Annotated in this window: 15 protein-coding genes; 9 read left to right on the top strand and 6 right to left on the bottom strand. The window is 57.1% G+C overall.

The window, feature by feature from the left end:
• Positions 1 to 25: 25 nt before the first annotated feature.
• The 5 genes from B150_RS0115825 to B150_RS21485 all read left to right on the top strand — a co-directional run bounded on the left by B150_RS0115825 (position 26) and on the right by B150_RS21485 (position 5,358).
• Entirely contained in the window at positions 26 to 637 is a 612-nt protein-coding gene (locus tag B150_RS0115825; protein WP_020400923.1) for a trimeric intracellular cation channel family protein, read from the top strand.
• 80 nt (positions 638 to 717) lie between these two features.
• Complete coding sequence (locus B150_RS0115820; RefSeq protein WP_020400922.1) at positions 718 to 1,548, top strand: mechanosensitive ion channel family protein; 831 nt, start codon at positions 718 to 720, stop codon at positions 1,546 to 1,548.
• 179 nt (positions 1,549 to 1,727) lie between these two features.
• The gene (locus tag B150_RS0115815; protein ID WP_020400921.1) at positions 1,728 to 3,821 is read left to right on the top strand and encodes a M13 family metallopeptidase; all 2,094 of its coding nucleotides are present in this window, start codon (positions 1,728 to 1,730) and stop codon (positions 3,819 to 3,821) included.
• 155 nt (positions 3,822 to 3,976) lie between these two features.
• Entirely contained in the window at positions 3,977 to 4,804 is an 828-nt protein-coding gene (locus tag B150_RS0115810; RefSeq protein ID WP_020400920.1) for an MBL fold metallo-hydrolase, read from the top strand.
• Between the two features lie 77 nt (positions 4,805 to 4,881).
• Positions 4,882 to 5,358 (top strand): tetratricopeptide repeat protein, encoded by a 477-nt coding sequence (locus B150_RS21485; protein ID WP_020400919.1) that lies wholly within the window; start codon positions 4,882 to 4,884, stop codon positions 5,356 to 5,358.
• On the opposite strand, the gene B150_RS0115800 is transcribed toward B150_RS21485, so the two are convergent.
• Both B150_RS0115800 and B150_RS0115795 read right to left on the bottom strand, forming a co-directional pair.
• The gene (locus tag B150_RS0115800) at positions 5,355 to 6,122 is read right to left on the bottom strand and encodes a substrate-binding periplasmic protein (RefSeq protein ID WP_020400918.1); all 768 of its coding nucleotides are present in this window, start codon (positions 6,120 to 6,122) and stop codon (positions 5,355 to 5,357) included. The genes B150_RS21485 and B150_RS0115800 overlap by 4 nt on opposite strands.
• A gap of 201 nt (positions 6,123 to 6,323) precedes the next feature.
• On the bottom strand, positions 6,324 to 7,187 hold the full coding sequence (locus B150_RS0115795) for a LysR substrate-binding domain-containing protein (protein WP_020400917.1): 864 nt from the start codon (positions 7,185 to 7,187) through the stop codon (positions 6,324 to 6,326).
• 117 nt (positions 7,188 to 7,304) lie between these two features.
• Between B150_RS0115795 and B150_RS0115790 the strand changes: the two genes are divergently transcribed.
• The gene (locus B150_RS0115790) at positions 7,305 to 8,480 is read left to right on the top strand and encodes an acyl-CoA dehydrogenase (RefSeq protein WP_020400916.1); all 1,176 of its coding nucleotides are present in this window, start codon (positions 7,305 to 7,307) and stop codon (positions 8,478 to 8,480) included.
• Positions 8,481 to 8,490: 10 nt separating this feature from the next.
• Complete coding sequence (locus tag B150_RS0115785; RefSeq protein ID WP_020400915.1) at positions 8,491 to 9,714, top strand: CaiB/BaiF CoA transferase family protein; 1,224 nt, start codon at positions 8,491 to 8,493, stop codon at positions 9,712 to 9,714.
• A gap of 46 nt (positions 9,715 to 9,760) precedes the next feature.
• On the opposite strand, the gene B150_RS0115780 is transcribed toward B150_RS0115785, so the two are convergent.
• From B150_RS0115780 to B150_RS0115770, 3 genes are all read right to left on the bottom strand, one after another.
• Positions 9,761 to 11,914: a calcium-binding protein gene (locus B150_RS0115780; RefSeq protein ID WP_020400914.1), complete on the bottom strand. Its 2,154-nt coding sequence runs from the start codon at positions 11,912 to 11,914 to the stop codon at positions 9,761 to 9,763.
• 378 nt (positions 11,915 to 12,292) lie between these two features.
• The gene (locus tag B150_RS0115775) at positions 12,293 to 13,753 is read right to left on the bottom strand and encodes a calcium-binding protein (protein ID WP_020400913.1); all 1,461 of its coding nucleotides are present in this window, start codon (positions 13,751 to 13,753) and stop codon (positions 12,293 to 12,295) included.
• Between the two features lie 309 nt (positions 13,754 to 14,062).
• Positions 14,063 to 14,827 carry a potassium channel family protein gene (locus B150_RS0115770; RefSeq protein ID WP_020400912.1) on the bottom strand — a complete coding sequence of 255 codons (765 nt, stop codon included), beginning with the start codon at positions 14,825 to 14,827 and terminating at the stop codon, positions 14,063 to 14,065.
• Positions 14,828 to 14,928: 101 nt separating this feature from the next.
• Between B150_RS0115770 and B150_RS0115765 the strand changes: the two genes are divergently transcribed.
• Both B150_RS0115765 and ggt read left to right on the top strand, forming a co-directional pair.
• Complete coding sequence (locus B150_RS0115765; protein WP_081611494.1) at positions 14,929 to 15,474, top strand: PAS domain-containing protein; 546 nt, start codon at positions 14,929 to 14,931, stop codon at positions 15,472 to 15,474.
• A gap of 92 nt (positions 15,475 to 15,566) precedes the next feature.
• Entirely contained in the window at positions 15,567 to 17,315 is a 1,749-nt protein-coding gene (gene ggt / locus B150_RS0115760; protein ID WP_020400910.1) for a gamma-glutamyltransferase, read from the top strand.
• Between the two features lie 82 nt (positions 17,316 to 17,397).
• Here ggt and B150_RS0115755 read toward each other — a convergent pair whose 3' ends face one another.
• Positions 17,398 to 20,517: an efflux RND transporter permease subunit gene (locus B150_RS0115755; protein ID WP_020400909.1), complete on the bottom strand. Its 3,120-nt coding sequence runs from the start codon at positions 20,515 to 20,517 to the stop codon at positions 17,398 to 17,400.
• Positions 20,518 to 20,528 lie beyond the last annotated feature (11 nt).

Below are 20,528 nucleotides of genomic sequence, written 5' to 3'. Positions count from 1 at the left end.
CAGACGCTTATCTAAAGGCTGGTCCATGGAAAATCTTCTCACCATTTTTGATGCAGTCGGCATTTTTGTGTTTGCAATCTCCGGTGCGCTTGCCGCTGTACGCGCGGGCATGGACCTTTTTGGCATCATGGCGCTGTCGCTGATGCCGGCGGTGGGCGGCGGTACGCTCCGTGACCTTGTACTTGACCAGCCGGTTTTCTGGATAGAAAGCCCGCAACCCATTTACATCGCGTTTGCGGGTGCGGCGCTCACCTTCTTCTTCTCGCGCCACTTGCAGGGCAAGCGCCTCACCTGGTTGACCTGGGCGGATGCTGTGGGCCTCGCGCTTTTCTGCGTGGTGGGCGCTGAGAAGGCGCTTGATGTCACGGGCAGCATGCTGATCGCCACCATGATGGGGGTGGTCACTGGTGCGGCGGGCGGTATCATCCGCGATATCATCTGCAATGAAATACCGCTCGTAATGAAAAAGGGCGAGATTTACGCAACGGCTGCGTTCCTTGGCGGAGGGTCTTTCTGCATCCTCATTCATTTTGGTGTGTCGGGCCCGATTGCGCTTTGGCTCGCCATGGGCGCCGCCTTCCTCGCGCGCGCAGGCGGAATCCTCAAAGGTTGGACCCTGCCTGAGGCTTTACACTAGCAACTACAAAAATCCCATTTTCAGGACGGGGTTTACCCTTCATAATACCCGTCACTCTCGGGCAAAAAGGATGATTGATTATGGAAATGTTCAACTCGGAAGAAATGCCGACACTGGACGTGCTTGTCGCCTACGGTATTGAAATTGGCCTTACGCTGCTGGGCGCGTTTTTTGTCCTCTTTATCGGTCTGTGGCTTGCTGGGTTTGTTGAGCGCCGCCTCGACAATGTGCTGGGCAAAAGCGAAAAAATCGACAAAACGGTTGCCAACTTCATCGCGAGCCTTGGTAAATATGCCGTGCTGGTGTTCACCGGTATCACGCTCCTCGGTCAGTTTGGGGTTGAGACAACCAGCCTTGTTGCCGTTCTCGGTGCCGCAGGCCTTGCCATTGGCCTCGCGCTGCAGGGCACGCTGTCGAACCTGGCGGCTGGTGTGATGCTGCTCATCTTCCGTCCGTTCCGTATTGGCCAGTTCGTGGAAGTGGGTGGCCAGTCCGGCACCGTGAAAGGCATTTCGCTTTTCATGACCAAGCTTGATACCGGGGACAACGTCCGCATCACCATCCCGAATAACTCGGTCTGGGGCAGTGCGATCCGCAACTTCAATTACCATGAAACCCGCCGCCTCGATCAGGCATATGGCATCAGCTACGATGACAATATCGACAAGGCGCTTGATATCATCAAGGCGGTACTGGCGGCGGACGAGCGTTGCCACAAGGACCCGGAACCGCTTGTGGCCGTGAAGGGCCTTGGCGATAGCTCGGTCGATATCGTGGTGCGGGTCTGGTGCAATGCCAGCGACTATTGGGCGCTCAATTGGCACCTCCTTAAAACCATCAAGGAACAGTTCGACGCGAACGATATCTCCATTCCTTACCCTTGCCGCACCATCTACAAGGGCGACGAGTAGCCGCGAGTTTCTCGCGTCTAACCAGAGAATTGAAAGCGGGGGCTGTGGCTCCCGCTTTTTGTTTCATTTGTTACGGGTTTGCATATTGACGGCACCGGCACGGCGCTGTTTTATGACCGCCATGCCCGCGCGAACGATCGCGGGAAGATATAAAAACACAATAATTCCTGGAGGGGGATATGCTTAAATCTGTTCTCAAATCTTCCGTCGCACTGACTGCCCTGCTTCTTGCCGCTTGTGGTGATACCACACCGGCTGACAACAAGGGCGAGGCAGAAAAAACGGAAATGGCAGCCATGGCTGCAAAACCCGAGCTTGGCACCTTTGGTGTGGACCTGACCGCGCAAAAGGAAAGCGTGAAGCCGGGTGACAATTTCTTTGAATATATGAACGGCCAGTGGCTCGACACCTTCGAGCTGCCCGCTGACAAAACCAACTATGGCGCCTTCACCGTGCTGTCTGAGCGTTCACGCGATCAGGTGAAAGCCATCATCGACGACGTGTCCACCGGGGAGTATCCGGACGGCTCGGTTGAGCAGAAGATCGGCGACTATTACGCCAGCTACATGGATGTCGACGCCGTGAACGCCAAGGGTATCGAGCCGCTGCGCCCGACCCTGGATGCCATCGCATCCATTGAAAACGTTGCTGATCTCACCCGCGCCTTTGGCCGTGAAGGGCTGGACGGCAGCGCGTCGCCTGTCACCGGTGGCCTTGGTATCGACCGTGAAAACCCTGACCGTTACATCCTCAATATCGGCCTTGGCGGCATGGGCCTGCCAGACCGCGACTATTATCTTGAGGATAACGAGCGGTTCGCTGCAATCCGTGATGCATACAAAGCGCACATTGCTGAGATGCTCTCGTTTGCCGGTGTTGAAGACGCAGCCGCCAAGGCTGATGCCATCCTCGCGCTTGAAACCAAGCTTGCTGAAAAGCAGTGGCCGCGTTCTGAGCGCCGCGACCGTGACAAGAACTTCAACCCGACCACCATGGATGAGTTGCGCACCAACTACACCGGTTTCGACTGGGACGCCTACTTTGACGCAGGCCATGTAAAGGGCGTGGAGAAGTTCAACGTGTCCGGCCCGCAGCCACTCAAGGACGCAATTGCACTTGTGAACGAAATCCCGATCGCGGACTGGAAAGCCTATCTCACCTACCACACCATCTCGAACCACGCGGCTGTGCTGTCGGCCGAGATTGATGAAGCCAACTTCAACTTCTACGGCAAGACCCTGCGCGGCCAGCCGGAGCAGGAAGCGCGCTGGAAACGCGGCGTATCGCGTGTTGGTTCGCTCGATGCGCTTGGCGAGGCCATTGGCCAGGTTTATGTGAAGCGTCACTTCCCGCCGGAAGCGAAGGCCGAGATGGAGAAGCTTGTTGCCAACCTGCGTTCGGCCCTTGGCCAGCGTATCGATGGCCTTGCGTGGATGGGCGAAGAAACCAAAGCCGAAGCACACAAGAAGCTTGATTCCTTCAATCCGAAAATCGGTTACCCGAACAAGTGGAAAGACCTTTCCGACATCAAGATCGTCAAAGGTGACCTGTTCGCGAACGCCAAAAGCGTGTCCGACTATAACTACAAGGACACCATCGACCGCCTGACCCGCAAGACGGACAAGGACGAATGGTTCATGACCCCGCAAACGGTCAATGCCTATTATAACCCGCAGTTCAACGAGATCGTGTTCCCGGCCGCTATCCTGCAGCCGCCGTTCTTCGATCTCGCGGCTGACCCGGCGGTAAACTACGGCGGTATCGGTGCGGTAATCGGACACGAAATGGGCCACGGCTTTGATGACCAGGGCTCAAAATCTGACGCTTCCGGTATCCAGCGCAACTGGTGGACCGAGGAAGACCGCGCAGCGTTCGAGAAGCTGACGTCGAAACTCGGTGCACAGTATAGCTCTTACGAGCCGGTACCGGGCCAGTTCGTTGATGGCACCTTCACCATGGGTGAAAATATCGGCGATCTTGGTGGCCTGCGCATGGCTTATGTGGCTTACAAGCTGTCGCTGAATGGCGAGGAAGCACCGGTGATTGACGGCCTTACCGGCGACCAGCGTTTCTTCATGGCGTGGGCGCAGGTTTGGAAGCGCAAATACCGTGAGGAGGAGTTGCTGTCCCGCCTCAAGTCCGACCCGCACAGCCCGAGCGAATACCGCACCAACGGCATCGTGCGTAACATGGACGAATGGTATGAGGCCTTTGGCGTGAAGGAAGGCGACGCGCTTTACCTCGCACCAGAAGACCGCGTACAGATCTGGTAAGTTTTTGCAGTCAGAATAACGATGAAGGGCCGGTCTTCCGGCCCTTCTTTTTTGTGCGGATGAGCGCGTGGCGGCAACAGTTCAGCGATTGTTTCTGGCCTTCCTTGCCCTCGCCGCACATCATCACGATGTCATGGCAATATTGGGGAGGTGACATGAAAAGCTTTATTTCAGGTTTGGCAGTGTCTGTCCTGCTAGGCAGCGCTGCCTTGGCAGAAGAGGGGGGTATCAGTCGTATTCGCGTGACCGAAACGGTCCACGTGCTTGATGGCAGCGGTGGGTACGGTGCGAATGTTGGGGTGCTCGAATATGAAGGTGGCGTTGCCCTCATCGACACGATGCTGCCCGCGCATGCGACGAGCCTGAAGGCCGCCGTGCGCCAGATAACCGACAAGCCGGTGACATATATTTTCAATACTCATGACCATTCAGATCATATGGGCAGTAACGATGTTTTCACGGCTGATGGGGCTACAGCCATACAGGTGGAAGGTACCAGTGAAAACGACGAGGTGGCTGACTTTTCCGCCACCTATGGCTCAGCGGAAGTGAGGATTTACGCAGTGGTGTCCCATACCAAAGCGGACCGGCTCGTCTTCCTTCCCGGGCCGAATGTGCTTTTCATGGGGGATACATTTACCACCGATTGGCACCCCACTTTTTATGCCGGCGGAGCGGAGGGGCAACTGGCGACCATTGCCGCCGCGCTTGAAATTGCAGATGATGACACTGTGATTGTGCCGGGGCATGGCCCGCTGTCGGACCGACAGGGCCTGATGGTGTACCAGAAGGCCTTCAAGGACTGGATTGACCGTATGGCGGCGTTGGACGCAGGCTCAAAATCCACGGATCAACTGCGGGCAGATGCAGGGTTGCGAAGCATTGCTGCGCGCTTCATGCAAGGGCAACGTCCAGCTGAATTGCCGGAGCAGGCCTACAGGCGATTTATTGAACGCACCGTCACGGTCGAATTTTCCAAGTAACCAGTGGTTTGCCCCCATTCTGCGCTGGAGGCGGAAGCACCACCCTGCTAATCTGGCGGCGATTGGGAGGACATTTTATGTATATCCGCGCTGTTCTGAAGGTGGCCGTTGTCGCTGCATTTTTACCGCTCACTGCTTGCACAGGGCTCGGTGATACATTTTGCAGCAGCAAACACCCTGATGCCCGTGTCTCCGCCCTTATGAAGCAAAGCTGTAACGGTGACCGGCTGGCCGCACTCCAACTCGGTCTTTGGTTTGAAGGACAGGAGGAATATACCTCCGCCGCTCATTATTATGAGATCGCTGCAACACCTTCGAGTGGCCGGAATTACACTTATGTGCCGCCCGCGGGTGACGTACCCGGTTTCACCATGCCGGTCGACGGCGGTATGCGCCATGACGGGCTATCGGAAGCGAAATACCGCTTGGCGGTTCTGTACCTTAGCGGGCGGGGCGTTGAAAAGAATGAGAAGAAGGCACGGAAATACCTGAAACAGGCAGCTGAACAGGGCCATGATTCCGCGAAAGAGGCACTCAAGGACTTGCCCAGTTAAGGGTGGGCGACCTTTTGCTCGTTGAGCGTATGGGAACATCCAATCATCAATTCGCAGGGTAGTTGTTCGTCAAAATACGACTGCTTGATGCGGTCTATCTCACCGCTGGTGCGCATGGTGGTGAGAATATCGCGCAGCTTCTCCACCACATCCTGCGGCACGCCGGGTGAGGCAACCAGATACTGCTCCGGTGTCGTCCAGCGTTTGATTTTGAATAGTTCGCTCGCATGGCCGCCAGACATGCTGTGTGCCCACCGGCCCGGCAGCCCGCGCTGCATCCACAAGGTCACACGCCCGGCTTTCAGCAGGCGGGCGGCGACCTCTTCGTCCTCCACAAGCGTAATAGACCGAAATCCGAGGTCACGCAGGGTGAATTCAGCAGGGCTTTCCATGCGCGCAGCAACTGGAAAGTCGCGGAGGTCATCAATGTTCTGTGCCGCAAGGTCCGGGTTGTTGGTGACAAGCTCGAGGTAGGAGATGTTGACGGGTGCAATCCACTGATAAAGCGTTTCACGGCTTTCGATACGGGTCAGCGGTGCCATGAAGGCATATTGTTGTTGCTGTACAGCGGCCTGTTCGCGCTTCCAGGGCGCATAGACAACTTCATAGTCAAGGCCTGCACGCTCGAATGCGGTTTCTACGATCCTGACCACAAAACCGTCGTGGGATGTGCTGTCGCCCCACGGTGCGATATCAGGGTGGAAAATGCGGTAGGGTTTGGCGTCACCATCACGCGCACTCGCGCTGATACTGCCAATCAGCACGGAGAAAATCGCAATAAGATATAGTGCGCCGGCGGGAATGGCTTCACCTCGTTTTTCAATTTTTGCGGTATCGCGACGGTGCAGCTTTTTTTAATTCGCACCTGACGCAGGACCGCGTGCCCTTCTCTGCCCACTGAAAATACTACAGAATTACAAATATGACATTAACGTTGCATACACATAAGTTGCGGTGATAACCGCCTAACGTGCGTTAAGCAACCAATCGAGGAAGAACTGAACTTTTTTCATAGGCGCTTTGCTATCCGCATACACGAGATAATAAGCGTTGCGGCTTTTGACTGGCTGCCCAAATGGCGCAATCAGACGGCCAGAGGCCAGATCACCCGCCACATACATCAGCGGCAATACCGCGACCCCAAGGCCTGAACGTACGGCCTCAATCATCATGGTGAAATTCTCGAACTGCGTGCCGCGCTGCGGCGTGCCCGCACCCGCACCCAACCATTCTTGCCATGCGCCCGGACGGGTCGTCATTTGCAGGCGGTCATAGTCCGCGAGGTCGATCCTTTCCTTGCCCTTCATCAGTGACGGGGCAATGACAGCGATAATCTCCTCATCCACAATTTTGTGGGCTGTCATACCTGCCCAGTCGCCGCCGCCATACTGAACGGCCACGTCTGTGCCTGCGGTCTGAAAGTCATCTGGCGTCAAGCCGGTGACAATATTGAGCTGGATGTCAGGGTGAGCTTGTGTGAAGCCGCCCAGCTTGGGGATAAGCCAACGTGAGCCGAAGGTGGGCAGCAGACCGAGGGTCAGCACCCTATCGTCTGCGCCCCAAGTCATGAGGCGTAGGGTTTCGGCTTCAAGCTGGGAAAGCAGGCTGGCGACACTTTCGTCATAACGTTTGGCAGCATCGGTCGGGATCAGGCGTTTACGTTCGCGCAAGAAAAGCGGCTGGCGTAGGAAATCCTCGAGGTTCTTGATCTGCCGGCTGACCGCACTTTGTGTCAGGTTCAGGCTTTCCGCAGCACGTGTCACGTGGCCGGTGCGCATGACAGCATCAAAACATTCAAGGGCGATCAGGCTGGGCAGTTTACGTTTCATTGGGTCTATTCATGAGTTTTTGTAATCATTTCAGTCCGAAATGTTACTTTATGCGCCGCTGAATTGCTATATACATGCAACAAAATCATTCAAACGCGTGAACGATAGGGAAGTTCAATGTCCAAGCCGCAATTCAATTGGGAAGACCCGCTGTTTCTTGACGACCAGCTGACGGAAGAAGAACGCATGGTGCGCGACAGTGCGCGCGACTATTGCCAGTCCAAGCTGATGACCCGCATCCTTGAAGCCAACCGCCACGAGAATTTTGACCGTGAGATCATGTCCGAGCTTGGCGAGATGGGCCTGCTTGGCGCCACGCTGCCAGAAGAATACGGCGGGGCAGGGGTAAGCCATGTTGCTTACGGCCTGATCGCCCGCGAGATCGAGCGTGTGGACAGCGGCTACCGTTCCGCCATGTCCGTGCAGTCTTCCCTCGTGATGCACCCGATTTATGCGTATGGCTCCGATGAGCAGCGCAAGAAATACCTGCCGAAACTGGCGTCCGGCGAGTGGGTTGGCTGTTTTGGCCTCACGGAGCCTGACCATGGGTCTGACCCGGGCGGCATGTTGACCCGCGCCGAGAAGGTTGACGGCGGCTACAAGCTGACCGGCAACAAGATGTGGATCACCAACAGCCCGATCGCTGACCTTGCGGTTGTGTGGGCGAAGCTCGATGGCAAAATCCGCGGTTTCATCGTTGAGCGCGGGACCAAAGGTTTCTCCACGCCGAAGATCGAAGGCAAGATGAGCCTGCGGGCGTCCATCACCGGTGAAATCGTGCTCGACGGTGCCGTGGTGCCGGAGGAGAACCTGCTGCCGAACGCCTCAGGCCTCGGTGGCCCCTTTGGCTGCCTAAACAAGGCACGCTTTGGTATTGCATGGGGCGCACTTGGTGCGGCGGAGTTCTGCTGGCACGCGGCACGCCAATACACACTCGACCGCAAGCAGTTTGGTCGCCCGCTCGCGCAGAATCAATTGGTGCAGAAAAAGCTTGCCGACATGCTGACGGAAATCACCCTCGGCCTGCAGGCTTGTTTGCGTGTTGGTCGCCTCCTGGATGAAGGCCGCTGTGCGCCGGAAAATATCTCGCTCATCAAGCGCAACAGCTGTGGCAAGGCGCTTGATATCGCGCGTATGGCGCGTGACATGCACGGCGGCAACGGCATTTCGGACGAGTTCCATGTCATCCGCCATATGGTGAACCTCGAGACGGTGAACACCTACGAGGGCACCTATGACATCCACACCCTGATCCTCGGTCGCGCGCAGACCGGCCTTCAGGCATTCATGTAAGGGTGATTTGATGGCGGGCCCCTTAAAAGGTATCCGCGTCCTTGACCTCAGCCGCATCCTTGCGGGGCCCTGGGCCTCGCAATGCCTTGCGGATTTGGGCGCGGACGTGATCAAGATCGAGAACCCGGACGGTGGGGACGATACCCGCACCTGGGGCCCCCCGTTTTTTGACGAGGGCGAAGCACCGCTCGCTGCTTACTTCATGTGCGCGAACCGGGGTAAACGCTCTGTCACCGTGGATATCGCTAAGCCTGAGGGGCAGGCGCTTATCCGCCGCCTTGCGGCTGAAAGCGATATTGTGCTTGAGAACTTCAAGGTTGGGGGCCTCAGGAAATACGGCCTCGATTACGCGAGCCTTGCGGAAGTGAACCCGCGCCTCATCTACTGCTCGATCACCGGTTTTGGCCAGACGGGACCGTATGCCAAACGCCCGGGCTATGACCTGCTCATTCAAGCGCTGGGTGGGCTGATGAGCATCACGGGCGAGCCGGACGGCATGCCGGGTGGCGGGCCGCAGCGTGCGGGTGTTGCCGTGGTGGACCTGTTCACCGGGCTTTATAGCACTATTGCCATTTTGGGGGCGCTTCATCACCGTACCGAAACCGGCGAGGGGCAGCATATCGATATGGCGCTTCTGGATACGCAGGTTGCGATGCTTGCCAACCAGGGTTCCTATTTCCTTGTGTCCGGAAAGGCGCCGGTACGGCAGGGCAATTCGCACCCCACCATCGTGCCGTACCAGAGTTTCGAGACCAAGGATGGTCATATGATTTTGGCGGTCGGCAATGACGGTCAGTTCGCGCGTTTCTGTAAGGCTGCGGGCATGCCTGCGCTCGCGGAGGACGCGCGTTTCAGCACCAACCCGAACCGTGTTGCACACCGTGCGGAACTTGTGCCGATTGTAGCGGGCATTATTGCGGGCCGCACGACGGACGAATGGGTGGCTGTCCTTGAGGAAGCTAATGTGCCCGGTGGCCCGATCAACACCATCGACCGGGTGTTCGCCAACGAGCAAGTGCAGGCGCGGGGGATAGAGCTCGCGCTCACCGCAAAAGACGGCAGCAAAATGCCGTCGGTCGCGAGCCCGATCCGCTATTCGAAATCGACCATCGAATTTGAAAAAGCGCCGCCTTACCTTGGGCAGGATACCGATGAGGTGCTCAGGGATGTGCTTGGCATAAGCCCTGAAGATATCGCAGCCATGCACGCAGCCGGCACTATCGGCAAGGCATGAAAAAAGGGCCCCGTGGGGCCCTTTCGCATCTCAAAAGCCGGTTGGCTTAGAGCGTCACGTCTGCGGTCAGCATGGTCGTGAGGTCAAGACCCGCGACAAAGACCGAAGAGCCTTCGCCCGTCTCAATCATCACGCCCGCTTCACCGTCAACGGTTGTCTCGGTGCTGGCCGCGACAACATCGTCAAGCGTGTCAAACGCGGCTGCAACGTTAGCGAGGTAGAGCGTGTCTTCAGTGACATCAAAGTCAGTGATGACATCATTGCCGTGACCTTCCGCGAAGAAGAATACATCAGCACCAGCGCCGCCGGTCAGCATGTCGTCACCGACACCGCCGAAGATCTGGTCGGCGCCGTCACCGCCATCAAGCACATCGCTGCCAACGCCGCCGAACAGACGGTCAGCACCGTCACCACCTTCGAGAAGGTCATCACCGCGGCCGGCAAAGAGCACGTCTGCGCCAGCACCGCCTTCAAGCGTGTCAGCTGCGATGTCAGCACCGCCATAGATGGTGTCGTCACCTTCTTCGCCGCTGATCATGTCATCGCCATCACCGCCACCAAGCACGTCGATACCGGCAGCACCATAGACAGAGTCGTTACCCGTGCCTGCCCAGGCAATGTTGCTGGCTTCGCCTTCGGTTTCGATTTCACCGTCGTCGAAGGAACCGTTGCCGTTAAGGTCAGTCCAGCTGCCTGCGACGAGGGTGTCGTCGCCGTCACCGCCGAACAGCAGGTCAAAGCCCAGGTTGCCATAGCCGTCAGCATCGAAGCTGTCACCAACTACGAGGTCATTACCGGCGCCCGCACCAACGACGTCATTGCCATAGCCGCCTGCGAACATGTCATTACCTGTGTCGCCTTCACCGGCATAGATGATGTCGTTACCAAGGCCGCCACCAACAGTGTCATCGCCGTCACCGCCTGTGATGAAGTCGTTACCGCCTTCACCGGTGAGGAAGTCGTCACCGTCGCCGCCGCGCAGGAACTGAGCCTTGTCGCCGCCGGATACGGTGTCGTCGTCATCGTCACCATCAAAGTCGTCATCGTCTTCGTCGATATCGACAAATTCGAAGTTGGAAGCCTTGAGGCTTGCCATCGTCGTGTTCTCAAGGGTGAGCGTGTTGTCGTCACCAAGGTCGATCACAACGTTACCGTCTACTTCGCTCGCGGCGTCCATCACGTCATCGAAGGAATCCAGATCGGCTTCATCGTCAATGCGAATGGTTTCGTTGCTCTCAAAATCAGCGATCACGTCAGACGATTTACCGTCGACCGCGAAGGTGTCAGCGGACTTGCCGCCAACCATGGTGTCGTCGCCTTCACCGCCGACAAAGAGATCAGCGCCGTTGCCGCCTTTGAGCAGGTCATTGCCTTCACCACCGATCAGCACGTCGGAGCCGTTGTCGGCTTCAATAGTGTCGTCACCTTCACCGCCCACAAGCATGTCTACGCCGTTACCGCCGGAGAGGAAGTCAGCACCAGCTTCGCCGTGCAGTTCGTCACCGCCATTGTCGCCGATGAGAGAGTCGTTGCCGTCGCCACCCACGAGGAGGTCGCCGCCAACGCTGCCGTCAAGCCTATCGTCGCCGTCGCCGCCAAAGAGCTCGTCAACGCCTTGCTCACCTTCGAGCACGTCGTCGCCAGCTTCACCGTAGAGGCTGTCGTTACCTTGTTCACCAACAATGGCATCGTCGTCGTCCGTGCCGATGATTTCATCGCCAAGGGCGCCGCCTTCGTCGTCATCATCGTCCATCGCAATTTCGATGCTTGAGGAAACGTCTGACCAGGTTTTGCCTTCGACAACGATTTTACCGCCGTCCGGCAGCTCGATCTCAAGGTTGCCGTCAACCTCTGAGGATGCGTTCATAACAGCGCTCAGGCTTTCAAAGCCGTCGATGTGGGAAAGATGCAGAACATCACCGTCTTCAGCGGAGAAGTCGGTGATGTAATAGGTGCCGCCCTCGGTTGCGACAAAGGTGTCGGCCTCGGTGCCACCGGTGATCTCATTGATGCCGGTGCCGCCTACAAGGATGTCAGCGCCAGCGCCACCATCAAGGGTGTCGTCGCCGGAGCCACCGAAAATCGTGTCGTTGCCTTCAAGACCAGATGCCGCATCGGCGCCCGCGAAAGCGGAAATCTTGTCTGCAAAGGATGTGCCCGTGAGCACCTCGCCAAGGAATGTGCCTTTAATGATACTCATGTTTCTTCTCCCTAAAGGATAGAGCCCTTCTGTTGGCGTTGAGCCTCGTCACCGTGGGTAAAACAAACCGAGTGAGGTTTCTGTTTGCTTCGGCGGAAAGATTATAAGAAGGCCGTAAGGGCAATGTGGCGGAGCTGGGGCAATATTAAGACCGGTGCAGCATGAGGGCCGATGCGCTGGGGTTTTGAGGGGCACCATAAAGTGCGTCTTTATGGAATTTTTATATTTTGGCCCAGTGCGCATAATGCGCTGCTACGGCTTATGGTGGTTTTCATATCGCAATGGTCGTGGGCGCGTCCTCGCAGGGCGTGAGTCAACTGACTCACACAATAAAAAAGGGCCCCGAAGGGCCCTTGGATTCGCGTTTGTCACGGTGCATTAGATCACAATGTCTGCGCTCTGCATGGATGCGATGGTCATACCAGCAAGGAACACACTGGTGTCGTCACCGGTTTCGATCATCACGCCCGTTGCGCCGTCGACCGACGTTGCATAGCTTGCGTTCAACACATCGTCCATATCCTGGAAGTCTGCGGCAACGTTGGCGAGGAACAGGGTGTCGGCATTCACATCGAAGTCCTTGATCTGGTCATCGCCGTGCGCGCCGGAGAAGAAGAAGGTATCAGCGTCAGCGCCGCCGCGCAGCTCATCGTCACCGGCACCGCCATAGAGACGGTCGCTACCGCTACCACCGATCAGTACGTCGGTCTCGTCACCACCGTAGAGGGTGTCATTGCCGTCATCGCCTTCAAGAAGGTCATCACCGTCGCCACCGAAGGCAAGGTCATTGCCGGCACCTGCAAAGATTTCGTCGTCGTGGTCGCTTGCACCGGAATACATGATATCGTCGCCAGCATAACCAAACAGACGGTCCTCGTCGTCACCGCCGCCGATAATATCAGCGCCAGCTGCGCCGTAGACGGAATCGCTACCCGTACCAGCCCAAGCTGTGTTGGTGGTGGTGCCGTGGGCGGTTACTTCGCCTTCGTCGAATTCGCCGTTTGCATTGTCGTCGACCCAGTTGTCCACTACGATAGTATCGCTACCCGAACCACCGAAGATAAGGTCAGCGCCCGCTTCGCCGGTTACTTCGTCATTCATGTTGTCGCCCACGACAAAGTCGTTACCGCCGCCAACACCAATGACATCGTTGCCCGTACCACCGGATACGGTGTCTTCACCGTCATCGCCTGCACCGGCATAAAGGGTATCATTACCAAACCCAAGCTGCGCTGTGTCGTCACCTTCGCCGGCGATCACATAGTCATTGCCATCGTTACCGATGATGAGGTCGTCATTCGCCTCGCCGTGGATGGTGTCATTACCGCTCAGGCCCGACAGCACGTCATCGTCGTCGGTACCCTGAATGTTCATGTCGTCCGCTTTGAGCGCATCAAACGTAAGGTTCGCGGATACTTCTGCCCAAGTCTGGTTCTCAAGCGTTACCGAGCCACCGTTCGGTAGTTCGATCTGGAGGTCGGCACCAACCTGCGTGGACGCCGCAAGTGCGGCATCAAGTGTGCCGAGGCCTGAGATACCAGCGAAATCGAGCGTGTCGCCTTCGCTTACATCAAAGTCGAGAATTACGTTCGTGCTGTTCGCACCAACAACATAGATGTCCGCGCCAGAGCCGCCGGACAGTTCGTTTGAGCCAGTGCCGCCTACAAGGACATCGGCGTCTGCACCGCCTTCAAGGGTATCATCGCCGGAGCCGCCATAAAGCGAATCCATACCCGACGTACCGGCGATTGCGTCTGCACCGCCAAAGCCATAAATCTCGTCGTTACCAGTTGTGCCAGCAAGGACTTCACCCGTGATCGTGCCGTTAATCGTACTCATGTAAATTCTCCCTAGTCTAACTGCGGGTTTCCCGCGCAATCAAAAATGTGGTCCCTCGCCCCATCTTGGTTACGCGTGCTGGCATGAAGTATCTGTAGGGAAGAGCGGGGCTGATCGTCAGGACAAGATCAACAGATCAACGCGCTCGAAGTGAGTAACGGCTATCAGCGTGGAATACGCCAGGGCAAAAACGCCCGCTGAACCGGCCTTTTGTCCATTCACCAAGCCGCACATCGATTTTATGGAAATTTTAGATTTTACCCATGCGCCAATGCGGGGGCCTTTTGTCAGGACCAGTTGCGACGCAGGTTACGTCCATTCGCCATCAGTAGGAATGTTGAGGAGATTGCCGCAGTGTTTGCAGTGCACCGCATCCGGGTCATGGCGCTTGAGGCCGCAATCTTCGCAAGGGTATTCCACCTTGGTCGGGCGGAAGATGGTTTGCACAAGGCGCAGGAACAGGGCGACGCCGAACACCATGATAACAACAGCGACCATGCGCCCGAGCGTGTCTTCCATGGTGATGTCGCCAAAGCCTGTCGTGGTTAGCGTGGCAACCGTGAAATAAAGCGCGTCGAGATAGTTGTTGATGTCGTCATTCCGGGGCGCCTCCAGCACATAGACAACCGCGGTGACCACAAAGATGAAAATCAGCAGGTTGAGGCTGGACTGGATGATCTGTTCATTGGCTTTGAACCATGGAAACTCCTGCCTCAGCGCCTTGAGCATATGGAACGACCGCAGCAGGCGAAGCATGCGCACCACGCGCAGGAAGCCAAGGTTGTCGAGGAATATGGGCGCAAGCAGTGAGAAGATCACCACAATGTCGGCGAAGGTATCAAACTTGAACAGAAACCTGAGTTTGGACTTGGTGACCATCAGGCGGGCCTGGAATTCGGCCAGCAGAACGACGGCAATCACATAGTCGATCACGCGTACCACAATGCCTGTGTCCATCATGGATGAGATGATGAAAAAGGCGATTGTCACCAGATCGAAGGCGAGGAGGGCGAGGCGGAACCTGTGCGCTTCTTTGCTGTCGCCAAAATAAAGCGCCCTGATTTTTTCCTTCACAAAGTCCTCCGTCTCCCGTGTGTCGGCGATGATGCCACAGCGTTAGCGATAAGTTAACGCCTGAACGACCATAATGAACGCATGGGAGAACAGGTGTTGCCATGTTCGCGTCATTTAAGCCGTTCATCGCCTATTGGCATGAATTAAGGGGGAATGAAATCCTACCGTCGAGGGAGGCCTTTCACCCTGCGAAAGTTATCAGCTTCATGGGGCGTATTGCCATCGTGGAACGCCACGACAGCACCCATTTCACCTCCCGCCTTGTTGGAACAGAGATTGTCTCCCGTTTGGGGCACGAACATACGGGCGAGGATTTCCTTACGCTGATGGATAGCCCGGAAGCACGCAGCAAGCAGCTTATCCTATACAACTCTGTGCTGGATCAGCCCTGCGGCGTCTGCGGCGCGCATGACATGATCACAAATCATGGCACTTACCATGCCCAATTCCTCATTCTTCCCATCAGGCACAAGGCCAGCCACGCCGGTGAGTTTTTTACCGTGTTTGATTTCGACAGTTCCCTTTTCGATGTCGCAGGCGTGACGTTCGAACGTTTTGGCGAACTGCGCGGTGAAACCATGCTGGATCTTGGGGCCGGTGTTCCCGCGCGTCTCGCACATCTGCCCGTTGAACAACTTCACCCGTGAATCTGTGTTTAGGGTGGACGGCCCTTAAACTCCCACTATGATTGCCGCATTCGTCTAATCTTTAGACCAAGTGGAAGAATAAGGGAGTGGACATGAGAGTGCTGCGTAACATCGCCATGATTTTGGCGGCGGCCTTCGCCTTCACGTCAGTGGCGGTAGCCGACAATAAAGACCCCATCATCATCTATGATAGCCAGTTCCATCCGACCCTCGCCAAAAATGGCATGGTCGTGAGCCAGGAATATTACGCGAGCGAAGCGGGGCTTGAGATTCTGCGCGCTGGTGGCAACGCAGTTGATGCCGCTGTTGCGACGGGTTTTGCGCTTGCTGTGACCCATCCGCAGGCGGGTAACCTTGGCGGTGGCGGCTTCATGATGGTCTACCTCAAGGCAGAGGACCGCGTGATCGCGCTGGATTACCGTGAGATGGCACCAGCGCGTGCGCACCGAGACATGTTCCTTGATGAGAAGGGCAATGTGGACAACAACCGCGCGCGGTTCAGCCTGAAGGCCAGCGGCGTACCGGGCACCGTCATGGGCCTCACCTCAGCACTTTCCAAATACGGCACCTTGCCGCTCAAGGACGTTATGGCACCTGCCATTCGCCTCGCTGGTGAAGGCTTCCCGATGACATGGTCGCTTTACGATAGCCTCGGCCGGTACCAGAAGCGCCTGCAGTCTGACCCTGTCAGCGCCGCGAACTATTTCAAGGCGGATGGTAGCCGCTACGAGCCGGGTGAGCTGTTCAAGCAGCCTGATCTCGCGGCGACGCTAACGGCGATCGCTGAAAACGGTGCGGCGGGCTTCTATGAAGGCCCGGTGGCAGACAAGCTGGTGGCCGCCATGACCGCTGAGGGTGGCCTTATCGACCACGAGGACCTCAAGAACTATAAAGCTGTTGAGCGGGAGCCGATTTTCGGTACCTACCGCGGCTATAAGGTTGCGACCATGCCGCCGCCCTCATCGGGCGGGGTGCATATCGTTGAGATGCTCAATGTGCTTGAGGGCTGGGACATGAAGTCCTTCGGTCACAACAGTGCGGCCTATATTCACCGCCTGACCGAGACGATGAAATACGCCTATGCCGACCGCTCCAAATACCTGGGCGATCCGGACTTTTTCCCGGTGCCTGTAAAAGCGCTCACGAGCAAGGATTATGCTGCCACCATCCGCGCTAAGATCAACCCGGACAAAGCCACGCCGTCTACCGAGATCGGCCCGGCGCCGGACCTTGACCGCGAAAGCCATGACACCACCCATTTCTCGGTGGCGGACAATCAGGGCAATATGGTCGCGAACACCTATACGCTCAATTTCACCTACGGCAATGGCAAGTCGGTCAAGGGCGCAGGTTTCCTGCTCAATAACGAGATGGATGATTTCTCCGCCAAGCCGGGTGTGCCGAATGCCTTCGGCCTTCTGGGCGGTGAAGCCAACGCGATTGAACCGGGCAAGCGTCCGCTCAGCTCCATGACACCGACGCTTCTGTTCAAGAACGGTGAGCCCTATATGGCGACCGGCAGCCCGGGTGGTTCCACCATCATCACGGTCGTGCTTCAGTCGGTGCTCAATGTGATGGAGTTTGACATGAACGTGGCTGCGGCCATCACCGTGCCGCGCATTCACCACCAGTGGTATCCGGACAAGCTGTTCCTTGAGCCAGGCCATTCGGTTGATACACGCCGCCTGCTGGGCCAGATGGGCCATCAGGTAAAAATGGGTGAGACCGAAGCCTGGGATAGCGTGCTGGGTTCTGCTCAGTCTGTGATGCGCGGTGAAAACGGACTGCTGATGGGGGCCGCCGACCCTCGCCGCCCTGGTTCACATGCTGCGGGTTACTAAGCCTTAAAGCATTCGCGCAAAAACAAAGGCCACCGGAAATCCGGTGGCCTTTTTTGTTTGGCTATCTTTGGCGTGCTGGCTTCTATTCAGCCTGCGCCGGTGCCTTGTTGGAGCGGCTGCCGAACATTCCCTTGATGCGACCCTTGGTGGTTGCGAAACCACGGTTGAAGTCGTCACCGATGGAGTAGAGGGCAGGGACCATCAAGAGCGTTACGAAGAAGGCGATGAGTACACCCGAAGCCAGCGCAACCACGATGGGCTGCAGGAAGGCTGCCTGGATCGACCGTTCCATCATCATTGGCATCAGGCCAACGAAGGTGGTGACAGATGTCAGCAGGATCGGGCGGAAACGGGCAACGCCGGCTTCCACAATCGCTTCCATTGGCGCCATGCCGCGTTCGCGCAGCTTGTTGCAGTAGTCGACAAGCACGAGGTTGTCGTTCACCACAACGCCCGCGGCCGCAGCCACACCGAAGTAGCTGAAGATGGCCATGGTCATATCAACGGTGAAGTGACCGAAGATGGCACCCACGAAGGCGTACGGCATTGCGATCATGATCGCGATCGGCTGCCAGTAGCTACGGAAGGCGATGGCCAGCATCATGTACATCACGAAGAGCGCCATGCCGTAGAGCTTGAGCACATCCGCGATGAAGCGGGCTTCACCCTCTGCCTGACCGATGGCACCACGCACGATGCCGGGGTACTTCTTCTCCCACTCGGGGAAGAAGTTGGCATTGAGGTCTTCCATCACCTGGCTGCGGATGTTTTCCTTCATGTCGGCGCTGACACGTGCCGCACGGTTACCGTTCCAGCGCTGGATGCGCTTGATACCCGGTGCGTATTCAAGCTCAGCCACAGCCATCAGCGGAACCTCACGACCATCAGCGGTGCGGACACGGAAGTCCTTCAGGCTTTCGATTGAGCGGCGGCTTTCACGGGGGTAGCGAACCATGACTTTAACGTCCTGGCCTTCCCGCGGGATACGCTGCACTTCTTCACCATAGTATGCCTGGCGCACTTGCTGTGACACATCCGCAAGCGTGAGGCCCAGCTTCTCGGTCCCCGGCTTCAGGGTGATGCGGATCTCTTCCGACGCACCTTCAAGGTTGTTGCGAACGTCATAGAGCGCTTCATAGGTGCGAAGCTTGTCCTCAAGGTCACCAACCGCTTCGCGGAGCACGTCAAGATCCGGGTGACGAACGGAAAGCTCGAAACCGGCATCGTTGTCGCTTGTGGTGTAACGAACAGATACTTCCTTGGCGTCCGGGATGTCCCCGATCAGCTCACGAAGGCGAATGGACGCATCCTTGGCGGACATGTCCCGCTCTTCCGGTGGCGACAGTTTCACGATCGCCAGTACGCTGTCACGGCGTGAGCGAGTGTACCAGTTCTCGATCAGTTTACCACCCGTGCGAGCTTCCACTTCTTCAACCAGCTTGCGCTCGCCTTCCTGCAGCTGGGCAAGAATATCGAGTGCACGGTTATAGGAAGCGCCTTCCGGCAGGGTCACGTTGACGGTGATCTCGTCGGACTCGATCTCTGGCATGAAGCTTTTCTTCACATAACCGGTGCTGAAAAGGCCAAAGCCGAGGATGAGAACAGAGACAAACACGCTGAACGTGATGTAGCGGTTACGGACAGCCCACTGCGCGATACCACGGTAGCGGCGCTGTGCGAAGTTGGTAATGCCGTCAGCGATTTTCTTCTGCAGACGACCAAAGCGGCCCAGTTTCTCACGCGGCTTGAGGTGCGCAAGGTGAGCCGGCAGGATCATCAGCGATTCAATGAGCGAGAAGACCAGCGCCATGATCACCACCCAGGTGATGTGACGCGTAAACTCGGACGTTGAGCCGTCGAGGAAAATCCAGGGCATGAACGCGATGATGGTGGTCAGAACCGCGAAGATAACCGGCTTGGCAACAAGCTGGGTACCAAACACGGCTGCGGTGATACCGCCACCGGTGCGTTGACTTTCTGTGTGAATACTCTCACCCACCACAATGGCGTCATCCACCACGATACCAAGCACCAAGAGGAATGCGAAGGTGGACAGCATGTTGATCGAGATGCCGAGGGCCGGCAGCAGCACGAAGGCACCTGCGTAGGCCGTAGCAATACCCATGGCTACCCAGAAGGCCACCTTCGGGCGCAGGGTCAGCATCAGGACCAGTACCACAAGCACAAGACCCTGGAAGGCCGAACCGCCAATGGTTTCCATCCGGCTTTGGAAAGCTTCGTTATTGTCAGTCCAGAGCGTGAGTTTTGCACCCGGCGGCAGGCTGTCCTGACGCTTGGTGATCCACTCGTTGATCGACTCTGACGCTTTCACGATATCCATGCGTTCAGTGGTCATAACCTGCAGCAGAACTGCTGGTTCGCCGTTGAGCGTGGCAAGGATTTCGTTGTCTTCAAAGCCGTCAACCACGGTTGCCACATCGCCTACGCGAATGGTGGCGCCGCCCTCGGTCTGACGTACGATGATGTTGTTGAAGTCGTGTTCGGTGTCGGCCATGTTGCGCGCGGTGATCTGGTATTCACCAGCTTCCGTGCGCACCGAGCCACCCGAGGTGTTGAGCGAGTTGGCGCGGATCGCCAGCGCAACATCACTGAAGCTCAGGTTATAGCGGCGCAGGCTCTCTTCCGATACCTCGATGGACACTTCTTCGCGGCGTACGCCAAAAAGCTCAACGATGGAAACGGACGGCAGCTGGGCTGCTTCGCGGCGCAGCTTTTCAGCCAAACGCTTCAGTTCGCGCTCGCTCAGGTTACCGTGCACGGCAACGCGGATGAACTCGTCACGGTTTACCCACTGGGAAACCCGCGGCGGTTCAATATCGCGCGGCAGGCTCGAGATCGAGTCTACGCGGATTTTCACGTCGTTCATGAACTGTGTGAAGTCAACGCTCTGTTCCGCGAGGATGTAAACCTCACCAAAGCCTTCACCGGAGGAGGAGCGAACCCACTCGATGTTGTCAAGGTCACGGACGGATTCTTCAATCCGTGCAACAACCTGTTCTTCTACTTCCTGAGGGCCGGCGCCGGGCCAGCTGACTGAGATCTCAAGGCCAGGGAAACGAACCTGAGGGTCCATTTCGCGCTCCATGGAGAAGAACCCCATGGTGCCTGCCAAAAAGATACCAACCATCAACAGGTTGGCCGCAACGCCGTTGCGTGCCCACCATTCGATCAGTTTATTCATGCTGGCCTCCC

The sequence above is a fragment of the Kordiimonas gwangyangensis DSM 19435 = JCM 12864 genome (assembly GCF_000375545.1).
GTDB classification, from domain to species: domain Bacteria; phylum Pseudomonadota; class Alphaproteobacteria; order Sphingomonadales; family Kordiimonadaceae; genus Kordiimonas; species Kordiimonas gwangyangensis.
This window is presented reverse-complemented; position numbering and strand designations above follow the sequence as displayed.